Origin of the sequence: Kitasatospora sp. NPDC059462 (genome assembly GCF_042749955.1) — a bacterium.
Classification (GTDB): domain Bacteria; phylum Actinomycetota; class Actinomycetes; order Streptomycetales; family Streptomycetaceae; genus Kitasatospora.
In genome coordinates, this window is record NZ_JBHYUU010000009.1 from 55,967 (window position 1) to 77,363 (window position 21,397).

Here is a 21,397-nt window from a genome sequence, read left to right on the forward strand (position 1 = left end):
CGCCCGCCTGCGAGCGGGCATGACCAGCGAGCCGGGTGGGGCGGGCGGGTCCGCGCCGGCCGCCCCATTCGGTGGACGACCCCCCCCGGCGGCACGACCGTTCGCCCGTCGCGCACGCGTGCGGCGGGGCCGTGCGGCCGGAAGGGCATCGCCGCCGGAAGGTCACCGTTGCGACACCGATCGCCGCAATCGGCCGAAGACGGGGACAACACGCCACCGGGCGGCTACGGTCGGTCGGGCAGTCGGACGACCCGGGGGGTGGGACATGGCCATGAGTATGTCCATGACGGTGAACGCCCGTCCGGACGCGGGAATGCCGGAGCAGGAGCCCTTCGCCCAGCGCCCCCAGAAGGCCTCGCCGGTGGCCGGCGGAGGCAACCCGCACACCGAGCAGCGGACGGTCGTGCTCACCGCCGAGGAGGAAACGGCCGCCCGGCGCACCGCGGCCCCGGCCGGATCGCACCGCCTCCCGCCCGCCCCGACCGCCGAACTGGTCGGCCGCACCGACGCGTTGGCGGCGGTCGGCGCCGCACTGGACGGCGGCGGAGGACTCGTCACCCAGGCGACGACCCTGCACGGGCTCGGCGGCGTCGGGAAGACCGCCCTGGCCCTGCACTACGCCTACGCGCACCTGGACGACTACGACCTGGTGTGGTGGATCACCGCCGAGTCGCCCGAGCAGCTCGCCGAGGCCTTCGCCGACCTCGCCGTCCACCTGCACCGGGACTGGGCGCTCGCCGAGTCGCCCAACCGGCAGGTCGCCTGGGCGCTGGCCTGGCTCCGGGCGCACGAGCGGTGGCTGCTGGTGTTCGACAACGTCGAGGACCCGGTCCACCTGACGCCCTATCTGGGAAGGCTGCTCGGACGCGGGCACCACCTGGTCACCAGCCGCCGCGCCGACGGCTGGCACGAGGGCATGCGGCCGATCCGCATCGACGTGCTCGACGCCCCGCTCGCCGTCCGGCTGCTGCACCGGGCCGCCGGGCGCGGCGAGGAGACCGACGGGGCGATCGACGCGTCCGAGTGCGACGAGGCCCGGGCCCTCGCCGACGAACTCGGCCACCTGCCGATCGCGCTCGCCCAGGCCGGCGCCCACATCCGGCAGACCGGAACCACCTTCCGCGCCTTCCGGGAGCTGCTGCGCACCGTGGCGCCGTCGACGTCCGGCGCCATGCCGAGCGCCCTCGACACGGTGTCCCGGCTCTGGCGCACCACGCTGCGCACCGTCCAGGAGACCGCCCCGTTCGCCGTCGAGCTGCTGCGCACGCTGGCCTGGTACGCGCCCGAGGCGCTGCCGCGCGAGGCGCTGCTGCCGTTCGGCTCCCGGCGCCCGGACGAGGTGGACACCGCCCTGAAGGTGCTGGCCGACTACAGCCTCGTCACCCTCGGCCCGCGCACGGTGGCCGTCCACCGCCTGCTGCGCAGCACCCTGCGGGCCGGCGACGAGGACCGGAGGGTGTGGGCGCGGGCGGAACGCAACCTCGCCGGCGCGGTGGCACGGCTCTGGCCGCAGGCGGACCAGGCGGTCCGCCGGGCCCTGCTGCCGCACGTGCGGGAGCTGACGACGGCCGGCCGCACCTCGCCGGACCCCACCCCGGAGACGGTCGACCTCTACCGGCTGGCCGCGGCCGAACTCGCCGCGCCGGAGCAGCGGGTCTTCGTGATCCCGCTGGTGACGGCGGTGGTGGAGGGACAGCGCCGGCTGCTCGGCCCGGACCACCTCGACACGCTCGCCTCCCGGGGCCGGCTGGCCGAACTCCACGCCCGGGTGGGCGACCCGGTCAGGGCCGTGGAGCTGTGCGAGGCGGTGGTGGCCGACCGCTCCCGGGTGCAGGGGCCGGACCACCCCGCCGTCCTCGCCGACCGCTTCTCGCTGGCCCACGCCCGCCGCAAGGCCGGCGACCACCGGCGCGCGGTCGAGGAGTTCCGGACCGTGGTGGCGGAGCGGACCCGGGTGCTCGGCGCCGCGCACCGGGAGACCCTGGCCGCGCGCGGCGGCCTGGCGTACGCGCTCCAGCTCGCCGGCCACCACCGCGAGGCGGTGGGCGAGTTCGAGGAGCTGCACGAGTGCCTGGTGCGGGAGCTGGGCGCGGACCACGAGGACACCCTGGCCAACCGCAACAGCCTCGCCTACGCCCAGCTCAGCGCGGGCGAGCACCGGCTCGCCCTGGAGCTCTACGCGCAGGCCGTCGCGGACCGGGCCCGGGTGCTGGGCGCCGACCACCCCGACACGCTCACCAGCCGCGGCTGGCTCGCCGACGCCCACGAGGAGGCGGGCGACCACCCGGCGGCGGTCGCCGGGTACGCGGCGGTCGTCCGCGACCGCACCCGGGCCCAGGGCGCGGACCACGTGCAGACCCTGGAGGCCCGGGCCGGGCTGGTGACGGCGCGGGGCGAGGCGGGGGACCTCACGGACCTGGTGGCCGAGGTGGCGGCGCTGCTGGCCGACTACACCCGGGTGCTCGGCCCGGACCACCCGGAGACCCTCGACGCGCGTTCCGGGCTGGCCTGGGCCCATACGACCGTCGGCGAGCACGGCCGGGCGATGGCCGTCCACGAGGACGTGGTCCGGGACCGCGTGCGGATCCAGGGTCCGGACCACCTGGACACCCTGGAGGCCCGTTCGGACCTGGCGCTCGCCCGACGGGCCGTCGGCGCGCCCAGGGAGGAGCTGTCCGACCGCGAGCGCCTCGTCGAGGACCGGCTGCGCGTCCAGGGACCGCACCACCCGGACACCCTGGCGGAGCGGGAGCGTCTGGTCCGCGCCTGCCAGCTGGCGGGACAGGACGACCGGGCGGTCGGGCTCGCCGGGCTCCTGGTCGCGGACCGGACGCGGGAACAGGGGGCGGACCACCCCGACACCCTGGAAGTGCGGTGGACGCTGGCCTGGCTCTGCTCCAACGCCGGTCGGCACGACCGGGCGACCGCCCTGTTCGAGGTGCTGACGGCCGACCGCACCCGGCTCCACGGCGCCGACCACCCCAAGACGCTCGACACGCGGTGGTGGCAGGCCTGGGCGTGCCGCTCGGCCGGGCAGCACCGCCGGGCGATCGCCCTCTACGAGGCCCTCTGCGCCGACCGGCTGCGGGTCTCGGGCGCGGACCACCCCGAAACCCTGGCCGCGCGTGCCGGGCTGGCCTGGACCTGCGGCGACGCGGCCGAGTACGGGCGGGCCCTCGAACTCCGGGAGGCCCTGCTGGCGGACCGGGAGCGTCTGCACGGTCCGGACCACCCCCGGACGCTCGGCGCCCGGGCCGATGTGGCCCAGGCGCTCGCGAACGCCGGGGACCACGGGCGCGCCGTGGACGCCCATCAGTCACTCGTCGAGCACCGCACACGGACGCTGGGGCCGGCCCACCCGGACGTGCTCGGCACGCGCTGGAACCTGGGCCTCGCCCTCCAGGGCGCCGGCCGGCACCGCGAAGCGATCGAGCACTTCGAGGCGTTGACCGCCGATCAGACCCGTCTGCGCGGCGCGGACCACCCGGACACGCTGAACGCCCGGTTCGGCCTGGGCTCGGCGTGCGCGGCGGCGGGGGACGGCCGGATGGTCGGCCTGTTCGAGGCGCTCCTGGCCGATCGGACCCGGCTCCAGGGGGCGGACCATCCGACGACGCTGAACACGCGGGAATGGCTCGCGTGGGCCTGCCACCTGACCGGTCGGGCCGATCGGGCGGCCGAGCTCTACGACCTGCTGGTGGCGGACCACGTGCGGGTGCAGGGCGCGGACCACCCCGCGACGCTCGGCACCCGTTCGGAGCAGGCCGAGGTGGCCCGTGCGCGGGGCGATCACCGGCGAGCCCGGGAACTCTACGAGCGACTGCTCGCCGACTGCGCCCGGGCGCTGCCGGCGGGCCATCCCAGGACGTTCTGGACGCGCCGTTCACTGGCGCGGGCCTGCGCGGACGCGGGTGACCACCATCGTGCGACGGCCCTCCTGGAAGAACTGGCGGCCGACTGGGAGCGGGCGAGGGGAGCCGATCACGAGGAGACGCTGGCCGCCCGGTGGAGTCTCGCCCTGGCGTACCGGAAGGCCGGCGCGTACGGCCGGGCGCTGGAGCACCACCGGGCCGTGGTCGCGGACCGGATCCGGGTGACCGGCGCCGACCGGCCCGCGACCCTCCTCGCGAGGTACGGACTGGCCTGGGCCCACCAGGACGCCGGTGAGCCGGCCCGCGCGGCGGAGCTCCACGAGGAGCTGCTGCGGGACCGGATCAGGATCAACGGGACGGATCACCCGCTGACCCTGGAGGACCGGTCCGCGCTGTTCCACGCGCTCCTTCTCGCCGGCCGCTCCCGCGAGGCGCTCGCGGGGTACGCGGCCCTTCTGGAGGACCGGATCCGGATCCAGGGCCCCGACCACGGCGACACGCTCGACGAGCGCGCGCAGCGGGCCTGGGCCCTGGGCCAGGCGGGGAGCCACCGGGAGGCGTGGGAAGCCCATGAGGCGCTGCTGCGTGACCGGCTCCGCGTCCAGGGACCCGACCACCTCGACACCCTCGGGACCCGGTCCGGCGTGGCGTACAGTCTCGGACGCCTCGGCAGGGTCCGCGAGGCGCTCGCCGCGAGGGAGGCCCTGGCCGCGGACCGGGCCCGGATCCAGGGGGCCGAACACCCCGACACGCTGGACGCGCGCTCCTGGGTGGTGGCCCTCCGCCGGGACTGCGGTGAGCACCGTGCGGCCGCCGGGCTCTACGAGGCCCTGGTCGCGGACCGGGCCCGGATCCAGGGCCCGGACCACCCCGGCACGCTCGCCGAACGCCGTCACCGGGGCGTCGGCCACCGCCAGGCGGGCCGGTACCGCAGTGCGGTGCGCGAGCGCGAGCTCCTGGTGGACGACACCACCCGGCTGTGCGGACCGGAACACCCGGACACCCTCACCGACCGGGCCAACCTGGGCCACGCCCTGCGGTGGGGCTGGGAGCACGCCGCGGCCGCCGAGGTCTACGAGTCCGTCCGGGCCGACCTCGCCCGGCTGCGCGGGCCGGGCCATCCGGCCACGCTGGACGCCCTGGACAACGTCGCGCTCAACCTGCGCCTGGCCGGGCGGTACCCGGAGGCGGTGGCCCGCTACCGGGAGCTGGTCACCGTGGCGGCGGGCGCCCTCGGCCCGGAGCATCCGGTCGTGCTGCAGGCCCGCTCGGACCTCGCGGTCACCCTGCGGGACGCGGGGGAGCACGGCGCGGCGGGGGACGCGCTGACCGCGCTGCTGGCCGACTGGGAGCGGGTGCTGGGCCCCGGCCACCCCGGGCTCTTCCCGGTCGGGCGGCGCCTCGCCCACGCCCTCCGGCTGGCCGGCGACCCCGCCGCGGCCGTGACCGTGCTGGCCCCGCTGGCCGACCGGGCGGCGCGGATGCTGGGCGCGGCGCACCCGGAGGCGGTGGAGACCCGGGCGGCCCACGCCCTGCTGCTGGCCCTCGGCGAGCGGCCGTTCCGCGCGGTGGTGCTGCTGGGGGTGCTCGTCGAGGAGTGCGTGGAGAGCCGCGGCCCGGGGCACCCGCTGACCCTGCGGGTGCGTCAGGACCTCGCGTTCGCCCGGCACCTGGCGGGTGACCACACCGGGGCGGTGCGGACCTACGACACCGTGGTCGCGGACTCCGGGCTGTGGCCCGAGCCGCCCCTCGCGGGCGCCGCCGCGCTGCTCGCGGCGGGACACCGGACGGGCGACCAGCCGACGGTGGCCGTCGGCAGCCGCCGGACCGGCGACGCCCCGCCGCTGCCCACGCTGATGGCCGGCCTCGCCCGGGCGCTGGCGGCGAGCGGTCGCACCGGAGCGGCGCGGGAGCTGCTGCTCGCCACCTGCGCGGGACGCGACGCGCTGATGGGACCGGAGCACCCGCTCGCGGCCGAGAGCCGGGAGGGGCCGGCGGCCCTGACGGCGGGCGGGGCGCACGCCGGACCGGTCGCCGAACTGCCGCCCGCCCCCGCGGCCCCGGAGCCTCCCCCCGGTACGGCGTGCGCCCCGCGCCCCCGGCCGGAGCGGTCCGCGGTGCCCGTCGCGCCCGCCGTCCCGGTGGCGTGGCGGCCCCGGATCACCCTGCTCGACGAGCCCGAGGTGGGCGTCCCGGCCCGGCTGAGCCTGCGGCTGGAGGCGGCCGGTGACCAGGCCGGGGCCGATCCGGCCCGGCTGCCGGAGCTGCACCTGGTGGCCGCGCCGCTCTCCGACGCGGTGATCGAACCGCCCGTCGCCGACTACCTCCCCTCGGGCGGGCCGGCCGCGTTCGCCCTGACCCCGGCCGTGCCGGGGCCGCACCGGGTCCGGTTCACCCTCTTCGACCGGGGGTTCGGAGTCGCGCTGCAGGACTTGGTGGCCGTCGTCGACGTCGCTGCGGCGGCCGACGGCGAGGAACACGGACAGGAGCAGGAGTAGCCACGTGCCCCGGGACCTCGTCGTCGAGATCCGGCAGAACCCCTCCGCCGACTACACGGTGCTGCCGCGCCAGGGCGGGCCCGTCGACCGGCCGGGCCCGCGGCGGGCGGAGCCGCTGGACCTGAAGGTCTCCCTGCGCCGCCACGGCACCGCCGACCTGCTGCACATGGCGGTCAACCGGGCGGGCGTCCGGGAGCCGCTGACCCGCGGTCACCACGCGTACCTGGACGTCTCCGCGGGCCGGCTGCTCCAGCTGGGCGCGCGGATACGGCGGGCCTGGAAGGAGCAGCTGGTCGAGTACCCGGTGCTGGACGAGGACGGGATGCCGCTGGGCTACCCGTTCGCGTCGGCCGTCGACCTGTCCGAGTGGAGCCCGCTGGCCCGGAGCCGGACCGAGGAGCTCCTGGAGGAGGGGCGGTTTGCCTTCGACGAGATGCTCGCCGGGCCGGGGCGCGATCTCGGCGAGCTGCGGGCGTTCCTCACCGGGACGCTCACCGAGGAGGGGCCGCTGCGGGTCAGCTTCGACTCCGACCTCCATCTGCCCTGGCCGATGATGGCCGTGACGGTCGGCCAGGGGGAGCCGTGGCAGGACTTCCTCGGCTACCGGCACCAGATCGAGCAGACCGGGGCCGCCTACCCCCGGGCCCAGGCGTCCTACCCGCCCCGGACCCGCGCGGTGACCAGCCTCAACACCGACAGCGCCCTGGAGTCGGTCGGCCGGGCGCCGGAGGTGCGCAAGCTGCTGGAGGAGCGGACGGAGCTGACCGTCCGCACCGAGTCGACGCGCTTCCTGGAGGCCTTCTCCGGGGCGGTGCTCGACGAGGACCTCATGTACTTCTGGTGCCACGGCCAGTTCGTCGCCAACGGTTCCTTCTACACCCAGCTGAGCGTGCGGCTCTCGGATCCGCGGGACATCGACGCGGACCTGGTCCGCCGGCTGCGCCGGAACCACCAGGACGTGCCCGAAGCCCTGTTCCGGCCGTTCGTGCTGCTGAACGCCTGCTTCGCCGGGCAGTCGGCCGAGGCCGAGCTGGAACACCTCGGCCGGGCGCTCGTGGAACTCGGGGCCAGCGGCGTGCTCGGGCCCCAGATCGAGATCCCGCAGGTGTTCGGGGCGGAGTACGCCTTCGCCTTCCTCGACCTGTACCTCTCGGGACAGGCCACGGCGGGCGAGATCACCTGGTGGCTGGCCCGCCGCTTCGCCGACGTCCACCGCAATCCGCTCGCCCTCACCTATTCCCTGCACTGCGGGATTGACAGCATGCTGGAGCTGACGCCGTGACCCATGCCGTGGTGGACCTCGACGAGGACGGACGACTGCTCGTGCCGGGCACCCGCACGCCGGTGCCGGAGGCCCGGGTGGCCGAGCACCTGGCCCGCCATCTGAAGGTGCCGGAGCGGGCGACCGACCTGTACGTGTACGTGCACGGCTGGCAGACCGGCGCGCAGGCGGCCGGGCGGGCGGCGGACGCCCTGATCGCGCGGGCCGTCGACCTGGCGCGGACGGCGCCGGCGGCGTACCCGGGGCTGACGGGGCGCGGGTACCGGCCGTGGTGCGTGGTGGTGCGCTGGCCGTCGTCGAGCCTGCCCTCGCCGGCCGGGTACCGGCGGATCCGGGACCGGGCGCACGCGATGAGCGGGCCGGGGCGCGGGCAGGCGGGGTTCGTGATCGGGCACCTGCTCGGCTACCTGGACGCGACCCGCGGGCGGCCGGACGCCCCGGAGGTGCTGGCGAACCGTTCGGGGCAGTACCTGCACCTGGTGGGGCACTCCTTCGGCGGCCGGTTCCTGTGCGAGGCCGTGCAGTGGGCGGCCGAGCGCCCGGCGGCCGGGCCGCGGGTGCTGGGGTGGAGCGGGCGGACGGATCCGGCGCGGCCGTTCACGGTGGACAGCGCGCTGGTGTTCCAGATGGCCGCGCCGCGGGACGCCTTCGACCGGTTGTTCCCGCGGCTGTTCCGGGCACCGGAGCGGCCGGAGGGGCGGCCGGCCCGGCCGGGCGCGCCGTTGCGCGGGCCGCTGGTGCTGACGCACTCGCGCTGGGACCGGGCGACCGGCTTCTGGCACCTGCGGGCCGAGGGGCAGCCGGGGATCGGGCACTCGGGGGTGGGGACGGCGCCGGTCCGGCAGTTCTCGACCACGCTGCTCGCCACGCACACGCCGTACCCGAAGCGGGTGCTGGACCACCCGATCGTCAACGTCGACGCGGGCAGGGTGTTCCGGGGGAGCGCGGCGGGGCGCAGACTGGCACCGGCGGGCGCGCACTCCGACTTCCAGCACCCGGAGTCGGCCCACCTCCTGCTGAGCCTGGCGGCCTACTCCCGGTGAGCCGGCGCGCCGTCGGGCCGGCCGTCGGCGCTATCGTCCGATTGCCCGATTCGGCCGCGGTCCTCATCTGATGATCACCTGTCCGCCGGCATCGTGACGCCCCCCGTACGGCGCCGTGCCGTCCAATACCGTCCGTACACAGCCGGTGCCCGCGCCGGTGCAGCCCAGCGTACGGAAGGCAGTCCAGACCCATGGCTCGCACAGACGACCAGGCCTCGCACGACCAGCAGTTCCGGGATGCCGCGACCCGGCTCGGGATGGGCCGCCGCCGCTTCCTGACCGTCACCTCGGCGGCCGCCGCGCTGGCGTTCACCACCAACCTGCCGAACGCGCACGCCGCGGACGCCGAGATCGCGCCCCGCACGCTGACCGAGAACCCGTTCACCCTCGGCGTCGCCTCCGGCGACCCGCTCAGTGACGCGGTCGTGCTCTGGACCCGTCTCGCGCCCCGCCCGCTGGAGCCCGGCAACGGCCTGCCGCCGGCCGGCGTGGTCAAGGTCGACTGGGAGATCGCCCGGGACGAGCACTTCCGCAAGGTCGCCCGGCGCGGCACCGCCAAGGCCCACGCCGAGTTCAACTACACGGTGCACGTGGACGTCGACGGCCTCGACGCGGACCGCGTCCACTGGTACCGCTTCAAGGTCGGCTCCTGGATCAGCCCGGTCGGCCGGACCCGCACCTCCCCGGCGCGCGGCCGCCGGATCGAGGAGGTCCGCTTCGGCCTGGTCTCCTGCCAGGCCTACGAGGACGGCTACTTCACCGCCTACAAGCACCTCGCGAACGAGGACCTCGACGCCGTCTTCCACGTCGGCGACTACATCTACGAGTACGGCATCGACGCCGTCGGCGGCGACCGCAAGTACACCGACCGCAACCTGCCGTCGCTGTTCAACCACGAGACCACCACCCTGGAGGACTACCGGCTGCGGTACGCCCTCTACAAGGCCGACCCCGACCTCCAGGCCGCGCACGCCGCGCACCCCTGGTTCGTCACCTGGGACGACCACGAGGTGGAGAACAACTACGCCGCCGGCATCCCGGAGAAGAACCAGTCGGTGGAGGCCTTCGTCGCCCGCCGCGCCGCCGCCACCCGCGCCTACTGGGAGAACATGCCGCTGCGCATGCCCCGGCCGGACGCCACCGACCTCAAGCTCTACCGCCGTCACCACTACGGCAAGCTGGCCCAGTTCGACATCCTCGACACCCGCCAGTACCGCTCCGACCAGGCCAACGGCGACGGCTGGCAGTTCCCCACCCCGGAGTCGGAGGACCCGGCCCGCACGCTGATGGGCGCCACCCAGGAGCGCTGGCTGCTGGAGGGCTTCCGCAAGTCCAAGGCGGTGTGGAACGTCGTGCCGCAGCAGGTGGTCTTCTCCCGGCGGAAGAACACCACCGAGGCGAAGTCCCGGCTCTCCATGGACGCCTGGGACGGCTACCCGGCCGCGCGCGAGCGGCTGCTGGCCGGCGTCGAGGACATCGGCGTGGAGAACCTGGTCGTCCTCACCGGTGACGTGCACGTCGCCTACGCGATGGACGTCAAGCGCGACTTCGACGACCCGGACTCGCGGACCGTCGGCGTCGAGATCGTCGGCACCTCGATCGCCAGCGACGGCGACGGCGCGGAGCACCCGGGCAACTGGGCCACCCTGACGGCCGCCAACCCGCACATGAAGTTCTACGACGGGCGGCGCGGCTACACCGCGATCACCCTGAACGAGGAGCACGCGCGGGCCGACTACCGGGTGATCTCGCACATCACCCGCCCGGGCGGCACGGTCAGCACGGCCGCCTCCTTCGTCAGCGAGGCCTACAACCCGGGCATGCAGCGCGTCTGACGCCCGGCCCCTTCCCGGCCACCGGCCCGGGCGTACCGTCTTCCGACGCGGTACGCCCGGGCCGGTCCCGTGTCCGCCCCCGGCGCCCCGTCCCCCGTCCCCCGTCCCCCGGCGCCCCGCCCTGCCACGCCCCGCCTCCCCTCGCCGCGAGGCAGGGTTCGTGGACGATGCGGAGGTGTCGTGAACCTGCGGTGATCGGCCGTTGATCGGCCGTAGAGCAGGGCCGTGGAGCATCTGCGGGCAGGGGAACCCGGCTCGGCGGTCACCACCGCCCGGCGCCGTCCTCGGCGCACCGCCCCGGCGGCCCGAGCCCCTGGTCCCCGGTAGTTGGCCAACCCACGGAAGGCGGACGGAGCATGGACGGCGTTCACACCCTGCAGTCGGCGGCGGGCTTCGGAGAGCTGCTCAGGATCCGGCGCGAGCGCATCGGCCTGACCCAGCAGGTCCTCGCCGATCACGCGACCCTGAGCGTCCGGGCGATCCGCGACATGGAGAGCGGACGGGTGCAGCGCCCCCGGCAGGAGACGGTCCGGCTGCTGGCCGACGCGCTGCGGCTGGAGGGCCGCAGCCGCTCGGTGTTCGAGGCGGCCGCACGCCGCCAGGCGCTCGCCGAGGAGCCGCGCGACGAGCCGGCCGCCCCGCCGGTGGCCCGCGGCGCGATCGTCGGCCGCGAGCCGGAGACGGACGTGCTGACCGAGGCCCTGGCCGTGCACGGCGACCGGCTGGTCACGGTGACCGGCCTCGGCGGGGTCGGCAAGACCCGGCTGGTGCTGGAGGCGGCCCGCCGGCTGCACCTGTCGGCCCACTGGTCGGTGCGCTGGACGGACTGGGCCCGCCAGCCCGGGATGGGCCCCGAGCGCCGGGACGAGCTGGTCCGGGCGATCGGCAGCCGCCCCACCCTGCTGGTCCTGGACGGCGCCGACAGCGGTGTGGAGCCCGCCCTGCTGGACGAGCTGTTCCAGCGCTGCCCCGGCCTGCGGGTGCTGATCACCGCCCGGGTCGCGCAGCCGCTGCCCGGCGGCCAGGTGATCCCGCTCGCCCCGCTGCCCACCCCGGGGCCGGAGCTCGACCACGATCCGGCGGCGCTCGCCGAGGTGGGCGCCGTCCGGCTGCTGCTGTCGCACCTGCGCCGGCTGCGCCCCGGCTACCGGCTGGAGCCGGAGGAGGCGCCGGCGGTGGCCGCGCTCTGCCGGCTGCTGGACGGCCTGCCGGGCGCGCTGGAGCTGGCCGCGGCCTGGTCGACCGTGCTCTCGCCGCGCCAGCTGGTGGCCAGGCTGGCCGAGGGACCGTTCCAGCTGGCGCCGCCCCCGGCCGGGTTCGGCGGGAGCGGTGGGGTCGGCGAGGCGCTGGACGCGGCGCTCGACCGGCTGACGCTGGGCCAGCGCGACCTGCTGGCCCGGCTGGCCGCCGAACCGGGCGACTGGTCGGGCGAGGACGCCGTCGAGCTGAGCGGGCGGCCGCCCCAGGAATCGCTGGCCGCCGTGCACGAGCTGCTGGCGAGCGGGCTGATCCGCAGCGTCCCCGCCCGCGACGGCGTGCGCTTCACCGTGCTGAACCTCTGCCGCCGGCTGTTCGGCGCCGCCGGGGCGTACCCGGTGCTGGCGGCCGCGAGCTGACCGCGCCCCCGCCGCGGATACTGCCCGTCACTTGCCGGGCGAGCTGCCGGTCCGCCCGCCGGATCCTCCCTAGCGTTCTGTCCGTCACCCACCGCCCCATCACTGACCGACCCATCACTCACCGACACAGAGGGTTTGCGCCGTGGACCAGTTGGAGCAGCAGCGCGCCGAGGCCGAACCGCCCGGGCTGGAGGTCGTCGTGACGACGATGGCGTCGGATTCGCACACCTGGAACCTGGTCTTCCTGCAACTGCTGCTGGAGGAGCTGGGCCACCGGGTCACCAACCTGGGCGCCTGCGTGCCGGACGAACTGCTGGTCTCCGAGTGCCGCCGGACCGCACCCGACCTCATCGTGCTGAGCAGCGTCAACGGCCACGGCTACCACGACGGCCTGCGGGTGATCCGCGCCCTGCGCGGCTGCCCCGAGCTCTCCGGCACGCCCACGGTGATCGGCGGGAAGCTCACCATCGCCGGGCCCGGCGATCCGGACCGGCAGCGCTCGCTGCTCGCCGCCGGGTTCGACGGCGTCTTCGAGGAGGGCCGCTCGGTCGCCGACTTCCGTGCCTTCGTGGGCTCGCTGCCCACCGCCGCCCTGCCCGTGGCGAGCGTCTCCCGGGGCCCGCGGTGAGCGCCGTCACCGCCGCACCGGGCGGCTCCCTCCCCGCCGGAGCGGGCTTCGGCGCCTTCGTCGCCCGGGCCCGCGCCGCCGGCGCCCTGGTCGTCCAGCCCCGGATGGGCATGGCCGACCCGCTGCGGATGCGCGAGGGCCTGCTCGCCACCCGGGACGCCGACGCCGTCACGGTGGGCACCATCACCCTGGACAGCTACACCCGCACCGGCGACCTCGCCGCCGCCCGCCGCGCCCTGGCCGACGGGGTGGGGCTGAACGGCTACCCGATCGCGGGCCACCCGGTGGACGTCACCCGGGCGGTGCTGCGCGGCCTCGCCGGCGCGGGCTTCCCGGTGCAGGTCCGGCACGGCTCGGCGCGGCCCGAGCACATCGTCCGCGCGCTGCTCGCGGTCGGCCTGGACGCCACCGAGGGCGGCCCGGTCTCGTACTGCCTGCCGTACAGCCGCACCCCGCTGCGCGAGGCGGTGGAGAGCTGGCGGCGGAGCTGCGAACTGCTGGCCTCGATCCGGGAGTTCGGCGCCGAACCGCACCTGGAGACGTTCGGCGGCTGTCTGATGGGCCAGCTCTGCCCGCCGAGCCTGCTGATCGCGGTGAGCGTGCTGGAGGCACTGTTCTTCCGCCAGCACGGGCTGCGCAGCATCTCGCTCAGCTACGCCCAGCAGCCCGACCCGCGGCAGGACGAGGAGGCGCTGACCGCGCTCGGCCGGCTCGCCGGGGAGCTGCTGCCGGACGTCGACCACCACCTCGTGCTCTACGCCTACATGGGCGTCTTCCCGCGCACCCCCGGCGGCGCCCGGCTGCTGCTGGAGGACGCCGCCCGGCTGGCGGTGCGCACCGGGGCGGCCCGGCTGATCGTGAAGACGACGGCCGAGGCGCACCGGATCCCGACCGTCGCCGAGAACGTCAGGGCCCTGGAGACGGCCGCCGCGGCCGCGGGCACCGAGCAGCCGCGCCCGCCGCGCGCCGTGCCCGAGACCGGCATCGAGGCGGAGGCGCGGGCGCTGATCGGCGCCGTGCTGGAGCTGGACGCCGACATCGGCCGGGCGCTGGTCCGCGCCTTCGCGGCGGGCTACCTGGACGTGCCCTACTGCCTGCACCCCGACAACGCCGGGCGGGCCCGCAGCTCGCTCGGGCCGGACGGGCGGCTGCACTGGTCCGACGTCGGCGCGATGCCGATCGCCGGCCTGTCCGGCGGCCCGCGCCCGCCGATCCTCGGCTCCGCCGACCTGCTCGGCGCGCTCTCCCACGTCCAGTGGAGCTACGACAGCCACGCCGCCGGCGCCCCGCACCTCGCCACCCGGCACCTCGACAGCCCGCACCTCGACACCCCGGACCTCGCCTTCGACCGCACACCCGCCGCACCACGAGAGTTGGGACTCACCACGCCATGACCACCGACGGGCCCACCCCCGCGACCGCCGCCGCGAAGCTCCCGGACCCCGGCCGCCACCTGACCTCCCCGTCCACCCGCGCCGCGCTGCGGATCCAGCACCACCTGCTCTCCGCCGCCCGCGACCACCTGCGCGGCCGGGGCTTCACCGAACTGCTCCCGCCGATCATCGGCCCGGTCACCGACCCCGGTTCGCGCGGCTCCAAGCAGGTCGACGTCGACTTCTACGGCCACCGCTACAAGCTGATGACCAGCGCGATCCTCTACAAGCAGGCCTCGCTGCTGGCCTTCGACAAGATCTTCTGCATCGCGCCGAACGTCCGGCTGGAGCCGCTGGAGACCGCCGGGACCAGCCGCCACCTGGCCGAGTTCCACCAGCTCGACGTTGAGGTGGCCGGGGCGAGCCGGGACGACGCCGTGCAGCTCGTCGAGGAGCTGGTGGTCCACATGGTCGCCGCCACGGTGCGCGAGCTGCCCAAGGAGTTCGCCGAACTCGGCCGCGACACCGCGGCGTTCGCCGAGCTGCTGAAGGGCTCCTTCGGCCGGATGCGGCACTCCGAGGCGGTCGCCGAACTCCGGGGCCTGGGCCACCCGCAGAGCCCGGACGCCGAACTCGACTGGGCCGGTGAGGCGTTGCTCTCCGGCCGGCGGGACCGGCCGTTCTTCGTCACCGACTACCCCAAGGGCTCGCGCGGCTTCTACGACCGGGAGAACCCCGAGCACCCGGGCCTGCTGCGGAACTTCGACCTGATCGCGGCCGAGGGCTACGGCGAGCTGTGCAGCGGCAGCCAGCGCACCAACGACTACGCCGAGATCGTCACCCGGATGCGCGAGACCGGGGAGAACCCGCAGAAGTACCGCTGGTACCTGGACCTGGTCCGCGAGGGCGTGCCCGGCAGCGCCGGCTTCGGCATCGGCGTCGAGCGGCTGACCCGCTACGTCGCCGGTCTGGACGCGGTCTGGCAGGCCAGCGCGTTCCCGAAGGTGGCGGGGGTGGTCTCGCCGTGAGCGACCTCAGCGCCCCCGGGTTCCCGGAGGAGGAGGTCCGGCAGCGGGCCAGGACCGGGACGGCGGCGGCCTTCCCGCCGCCCGGCAGCTACGGGCAGGTGCTGTTCGGCGCCGAGCGCCCGGCCGGCGGATCCGGCCCGGCGGACACCCCGGACGCCCTGGACGCGCTGCGGATCGTGCCGCCGGTCTTCGTGCCGCAGCGGCTGGCCAAGCTGATCGACCTGGGCCGCGAGCCGGACTACCGGGACGTCGAACTCGCCACCACCATCGGCGGGTTCGAGTCGGCCCTGCCGGTCTACGTGTCCGCGACCGGCTCCACCCGGGCGGCCGGCGGGGACCTCGGCCTGGCGCTGAGCCGGCAGGCGGGCGCGCTCGGCCTGCCGATGGTGATCGGTGAGAACGTCGTCCCGGTGAACGGCTACGGCCGGCTCGGCGAGGCCGCCGACCGCGCCCTGCTCGGCCGGCTGCGCGCCTACGCCGAGCACCTGCCGGACGGGCTGGGCGGGGTGGCCGTCCAGCAGTCCACCGAGGACGCCGACGCCGAGGTGTGGAACCTGCTGTACAGCGACCCCGCGGCCCTTCCGCTGCTCGAATCCGGGCGCCTGGCCTTCGAGTTGAAGGTCGGACAGGGGGCGAAGCCGGGGCTCGGCGGCATGACCGTCCTGGAGCCGGACGCCGCCGCCCGGCTCGGCGACCGCTACGGCCTGGACCCGGTCTTCGGCGAGGACGGCCGGGTGCTGCGCGCCGGCACCCCGGGCACCTTCACCGCGGAGATCCTGCGCCAGCAGATCCGGCTGATGCGCAACAACTTCCCCCGGGCCCGGGTCTGGGTGAAGCTGCACCCCGGCCGGGACGTCGCCGAGGCCGCCCGGGTGGCCGCCGAGGCGGGCGCCGACGCCGTCACCGTGGACGGCGCGGAGGGCGGCACCGGCTGGGCGCCGGGGGTCTTCCCGGCGCAGGTCGGGCTGCCGCTGGCGGAGTGCCTGCGCCGGCTGGCGGCCGCCGGGCCGCCGCCCTGCCTGCTGGTCTCGGGCCGGATGTGGGAGGGCGGCCGGGCGGTCAAGAGCCTGGCGCTGGGCGCCCGTGCGGTGGGCCTGGGCCGGGCGGCCCTGCTGGCCGCGGCGGAGGACCCGCAGGCGGGGCTGATCCGTTTCGCCGACTGCCTCGCGCTCGAACTGCGGCTGCTGATCAGCGCGCTCGGGAAGTACGCCCCGGCCGCCCTGGACCGGGCCGACGTGTGGTCCCCGGATTTCTCCCGGGATTTCCCCCGGGAATTCTGAGCCGCATTCCGCGACAACCGAAGACCGTTTTCCCCCGAGCCCGCCGAGGCGCCCCGTGCGCCCCGGCGGGCCGGTCGCGTTTCCTCAAGTCGCCTTAACCAAGCGGCAGTTGAAACTGCCGATGATCTTCCGGGAGTTCTGCCGATCGGCCCCGGAAAGCCGCCCTAGGGTCGAGACCACTGCCCGCAGCGTCGTCAATTCATCGGGGTTGGATGATGGAATCTCGCGGTTTCCCCTTCATGTCCGTCGCGCACCGGTATCCGGACCGGCCGGCCGTACGGCTCGGCGCCCGGACCCTGCGCTACCGGGAGCTGGACGAGCTGAGCGGCGCCCTCGCCGCCCGGATCGCCCCCGGGCGGACGGTGGCCGTCACCGGCCGCGACCGGCTGGACCACCTGGTCGGCCTGCTCGCCGCCCTCCGGGCCGGGGCCACCTACCTGCCGCTGGACCGGGAGGCCCCCGAGGAGCGCAACCGCTGGATCCGCGAGGACGCCGGCGCCGGTCTCGCCCTCACCGACGGCGAGCTCGTCCGCCTCGCGCCCGCCGACGGGCCCGAGGCCGCGCCCGCCCCCGGCTACCTCATCTACACCTCCGGCACCACCGGCCGCCCCAAGGGCGTGCACGTGCCGCTGGACGCGCTGACCGGGCACCTGACGGCCGCCGTCGACCGCTTCGGCCTCACCGCCGACGACGTCGTGCTGCACCTCGCCCGCCCCACCGTGGACGTCGCCGTCGAGCAGGTGCTCACCACCCTGTCCGCCGGGGCCTGCCTGCTCGTGCCCGAGCAGCACCTGCTCGGCCCGGACGCCCTGCTGGACCTGCTGGACGCCGAGGGCGTCACCGTGGCCAACCTCCCGGCCGGCTACTTCCAGGAGGTGGTGACGGCCCTGCGCTCCCGCGCCCGGGCCCCGCGCACCCTGCGCCTGATGATCTCCGGCAGCGACCGGCTCTACCCGGACACCGCGGCCGTCTGGTGGACCGCCACCGGAGTGCCGCTGCTCAACGCCTACGGGCCCACCGAGACCGTGGTCACCGCCACCGTCCACGAGCTGTCCGGCGCCCCGCGCACGGAGCCGGTCCCGATCGGCACCCCGCTGGGCGAGCGCCGCGCCTACGTCCTGGACGACCGGCTGCGCCCGGTCACCGGGCCCGGCGAGAGCGGCGAGCTCTACCTCGGCGGGCCGCTGCTCGCCTCCGGCTACCACGGCCGCCCCGGCCTGACGGCGGGCCGGTTCGTGGCGGACCCGTTCGCGCCCGAGCCGGGCGCCCGGATGTACCGCACCGGCGACGTCGTGCGCCGTGAGGGCCCGGACGCCCCGCTGGAGTTCGTCGGCCGCGCCGACCACCAGCTGAAGATCCGCGGCTTCCGGGTCGAGCCCGGCGAGATCGAGCAGCTGCTCGCCGCCCGCCCCGGCGTCACCGGCGCCGTGGTCGTCGCCCACGAGGGCCGGCTCGCCGGCTACGTCACCGGCGACGCCCCCGACCCCGCCGCACTCCGCGCCCACCTGGCCGAGCGGCTGCCCGAGCACATGGTCCCGGCCACCGTCACGGTGCTGGACGCCTTCCCGCTGACCGCCGGCGGCAAGACCGACCGCGCCGCGCTGCCCGAGCCGCAGGCCGCCCCGGCCGCGCCGGACGCCGCCCCGGCCGGCCGCCCGCTGCGCACCCCCGCCGAGCAGCTGATCGCCGCCGTCTGGGCGGACGTGCTGGGTGTGCCCGAGGTCGGCGCCGACGACAACTTCTTCCACCTGGGCGGGGATTCGCTCACCGCCGTGCGGGTGGTCGGCCGGGTCTTCGACGTCTTCGGGATGATCTCCCCGTACACCATCTTCGACGCCCCGACCCTCGCCGAGTTCGCCGCCGCCGTCACCGCCGCCGCCGACGGCGAGCGCCCGCCGCTGATCCGCACCGGCGCCGCCCGCGCGCCGCTGTCCCCGAACCAGCGCGGGCTCTGGTTCCTCGACCAGTGGAACCCGGGCGCGCCCACCTACGTCGTGCCCTGGGTGTTCCGCTTCGCCGGCCCGGCCGACGCGCAGCTGCTGCGGCTGGCCCTGGAGGGCGTGGTGGCGCGGCACGAGGCGCTGCGCACCACCTTCGAGCTGGCCGAGGACGGCCCCCGTCAGCTGGTCCACCCCGCCGTGGACGTGCCGTTCGCGGTGACCGACACGGAGGCCGGGCGGGTCGACGCACTGGTCGCCGAGGCCGCGCTGGTCCCCTTCGACCTGGAGAGCGGCCCGCTGCTGCGCGCCCACCTCTACCGCACCGGGGACACCTCCACCCTGCTGCTGCTCTGCCACCACATCGTCTGGGACGAGGGCTCGCTGCCCGTCCTGGAGGGCGAACTCGCCGCCCTGTACGAGGCGCTGGCCGCCGGCCGCCCGGCCGCCCTGCCCGAGCCCGCCGTCCAGTACGCCGACTACAGCGCCTGGCAGTACCGGGACCCGGCCCACGCCGAGCGCCAACTCGCCCACTGGCGCGAGCACCTGGCCGACGCGCCGACCGAACCCGCGCTGCCCACCGACCACCCCCGGCCCGAGGTCCAGCGCTTCCGCGGCGACTTCCACCGCTTCGCGATGCCGCGCCCGGTCGCCGAGGCGGTCCGCGCGCTGGCCCGCAGCGAGGACGCCACCCCGTTCATGGTCCTGCTGGCCGGTCTGGCGCTCACCCTGCACCGCCGCACCGGACAGCGCGACCTGGTGCTCGGCTCCCCGGTGAGCCTCCGCGGCAGGGCCGAACTCGACGCCCTGGTCGGTTACTTCGTCAACCTGCTGCCGCTGCGGGTGCGGGTCGGCGAGACCATGGACTTCCGTCAACTGGTCCGGCACGTCCGCGAGGTGGCGATCGCCGGCTACCGCCACCAGGAGGCGCCGTTCGACGACATCGCGGCGAGCGTCCTGGAGGACCGCCCGGAGGACCGCGCCGAGAACCGCAACCCGCTCTGCCAGGTGCTGCTGGAACTCCACCCGCTGGACACCCGCCCGCTGACCGTCGGCGGTGTCGAGGTGACCCGCGAGCTGTACTCCAACCCGGTTTCCCGCTTCGACCTGTCGATCTCCGTCGACGACCGGGGCACCGACTTCACCGGCCGCTTCGAGTACGACTCCGACCTGTTCGACGCCGCCACCATGGCCGAGCTCTGCGAGGCCTGGCTCGGCACCCTCGCCGCCGCCGTCGGGACGCCGGTGCACGCCCTGGTCGGGGCCCGGGCCGCCGAGGCCCCCGCGGCGACCGCCCTGGTCTGCGGCGAACAGCGCCTTTCCTACGGCGAGCTGGACACCCGGGCGAACCGGCTCGCGCACCACCTGGCCGCCGGCGGGACCGGCCGCGGCGACACCGTCGCCGTGCTGGTCGACCGCGGGCCGGACCTGGTGGTCGCCCTGCTCGCCGTGCTCAGGACCGGCGCCGCCTACACCCTGCTCGACCCGGACTTCCCGGCCGACCGGCTGGCCGGCGCGTTCGCCGACTGCGCGGCCTCGCTGCTGGTCACCCACCACCACGCGAGCCCGCCGTTCCCGGTCGGGCGCCACCTCGACCTGGACGCGCAGGCCGCCGCGATCGCCGCCCGCCCCGCCCACGACCCGGGCGTGCCCGTCACCGGCGACGACCTCGCCTGCGTGATGTTCACCTCCGGCTCCACCGGCCGCCCCAAGGGCGCCGCGGTGCCGCACCGCGCGCTCACCACCACCTACCTCGGCCAGGACTATGCCCGCTTCGGCCCCGACGAGGTCTGGCTGCAGTGCTCCCCGGTCTCCTGGGACGCCTTCGCCCTGGAGCTGTACGGCGCGCTGGCCTTCGGCGGCGTCTGCGTGCTGCAGCCCGGCCAGCGGCCCGACCCGCAGGCCATCGCCGAGCTGACCCGGCGCCACGGCGTCACCCAGCTCCAGCTCTCCGCCAGCCTGTTCAACTTCCTGCTGGAGGAGTTCCCGGAGACCTACGACGACCTCAAGGTGGCCTTCACGGCCGGTGAGCGGGCCTCCGTCACCCATGTCGCGAAGGCGCTCGGCCAGTACCCGGACCTGGTCGTCGCCAACGGCTACGGCCCGGTGGAGAGCCTCGGCCTGACCACCTGCCACCGCGCCACCGCCGAGGACGCCGCCGGGGCCGCCATCCCGATCGGGCACCCGCTGCACGGCAAGGGGATCCACGTCCTGGACGAACGGCTGGAGCCCGTCCCCGACGGCACCACCGGCGAGCTCTACGCGGCCGGCGGCGGCCTCGCCCACGGCTACGTCGGCCGGCCCGCGCTGACCGCCGAGCGCTTCGTCGCCTCGCCGTTCGGTGCCCCCGGCGAGCGGCTCTACCGCACCGGCGACCTCGGCCACCGGCGCCCGGACGGGCTGCTGGAGATCACCGGCCGGATCGACGACCAGGTCAAGGTCCGCGGCTTCCGGGTCGAGCCCGGCGAGATCGAGGACGCGCTGACCCGCCACCCCGCCGTCCGGGAGGCCGCCGTCACCGTCCACGAGCCCGCCCCCGGCGACCACCGGCTCGCCGCCTACGTCACCCTCGACGCGGGCGCGGACCCCGCCGCCCCCGAGGCGCTGCTCGACCACCTGGCCGGGCTGCTGCCCGAGCACATGGTGCCCGCGACCGTCGACGTGCTGGACGCGCTGCCGCTCAACCCCAACGGCAAGGTCGACCGCAAGGCGCTGCCGGCCCCCGCCGGGCGCCGCGCCGCCGCCCCGGCGGACCCGCTCACCCCGCACCAGCGGCTGGTCGCCGACGCCGTGCGCGCCGTCCTGGACCTGCCGGACGACCTCGGGCCGGACACCAACTTCTTCCGCATCGGCGGCAATTCGCTGGCGGCCGTCCGGGTGGCCATGAAGCTCTCCCAGCAGACCGGCACCAAGGTCGCGCCGCACGTGGTGTTCCGCGGCCGCACCGTGGGCGCCATCGCCGAACGGCTGGCCTCGTGATGGCCGGCCGCCCCGCCCCCCGTCGC

Annotated in this window: 10 protein-coding genes; all 10 read left to right on the forward strand. The window is 76.0% G+C overall.

The genetic code is table 11. The annotated features are described in order from the left end of the window. Positions 1-271 precede the first annotated feature (271 nt). The 10 genes from ACFXAM_RS04685 to ACFXAM_RS04730 all read left to right on the forward strand — a co-directional run bounded on the left by ACFXAM_RS04685 (position 272) and on the right by ACFXAM_RS04730 (position 21,371). Positions 272-6,370 (forward strand): tetratricopeptide repeat protein, encoded by a 6,099-nt coding sequence (locus ACFXAM_RS04685; protein WP_380287539.1) that lies wholly within the window; start codon positions 272-274, stop codon positions 6,368-6,370. Positions 6,371-6,374: 4 nt separating this feature from the next. After that, the gene (locus ACFXAM_RS04690; RefSeq protein ID WP_380287540.1) at positions 6,375-7,652 is read left to right on the forward strand and encodes a hypothetical protein; all 1,278 of its coding nucleotides are present in this window, start codon (positions 6,375-6,377) and stop codon (positions 7,650-7,652) included. Further along, positions 7,649-8,695, forward strand: coding sequence for a hypothetical protein (locus ACFXAM_RS04695; RefSeq protein WP_380287541.1), 1,047 nt, complete (start codon positions 7,649-7,651; stop codon positions 8,693-8,695). The genes ACFXAM_RS04690 and ACFXAM_RS04695 overlap by 4 nt, the downstream gene beginning before the upstream one ends. Positions 8,696-8,886: 191 nt before the next feature. After that, a complete protein-coding gene (locus ACFXAM_RS04700) occupies positions 8,887-10,530 on the forward strand; it encodes an alkaline phosphatase D family protein (RefSeq protein WP_380287542.1) in 1,644 nt (547 codons plus the stop codon). A 356-nt stretch (positions 10,531-10,886) separates the two neighbouring features. Next, complete coding sequence (locus ACFXAM_RS04705; RefSeq protein WP_380287543.1) at positions 10,887-12,146, forward strand: helix-turn-helix domain-containing protein; 1,260 nt, start codon at positions 10,887-10,889, stop codon at positions 12,144-12,146. A gap of 142 nt (positions 12,147-12,288) precedes the next feature. Then, positions 12,289-12,774 carry a cobalamin B12-binding domain-containing protein gene (locus ACFXAM_RS04710; protein ID WP_380287544.1) on the forward strand — a complete coding sequence of 162 codons (486 nt, stop codon included), beginning with the start codon at positions 12,289-12,291 and terminating at the stop codon, positions 12,772-12,774. Next, complete coding sequence (locus ACFXAM_RS04715) at positions 12,771-14,168, forward strand: methylaspartate mutase (RefSeq protein WP_380287545.1); 1,398 nt, start codon at positions 12,771-12,773, stop codon at positions 14,166-14,168. The genes ACFXAM_RS04710 and ACFXAM_RS04715 overlap by 4 nt, the downstream gene beginning before the upstream one ends. Continuing rightward, positions 14,165-15,175: an asparagine synthetase A gene (locus tag ACFXAM_RS04720; RefSeq protein ID WP_380287546.1), complete on the forward strand. Its 1,011-nt coding sequence runs from the start codon at positions 14,165-14,167 to the stop codon at positions 15,173-15,175. The genes ACFXAM_RS04715 and ACFXAM_RS04720 overlap by 4 nt, the downstream gene beginning before the upstream one ends. After that, entirely contained in the window at positions 15,172-16,455 is a 1,284-nt protein-coding gene (locus ACFXAM_RS04725; protein ID WP_380287547.1) for a glutamate synthase-related protein, read from the forward strand. Before ACFXAM_RS04720 ends, ACFXAM_RS04725 begins: the two co-directional genes overlap by 4 nt. A 239-nt stretch (positions 16,456-16,694) precedes the next feature. After that, positions 16,695-21,371 carry an amino acid adenylation domain-containing protein gene (locus ACFXAM_RS04730; protein WP_380287548.1) on the forward strand — a complete coding sequence of 1,559 codons (4,677 nt, stop codon included), beginning with the start codon at positions 16,695-16,697 and terminating at the stop codon, positions 21,369-21,371. Positions 21,372-21,397 lie beyond the last annotated feature (26 nt).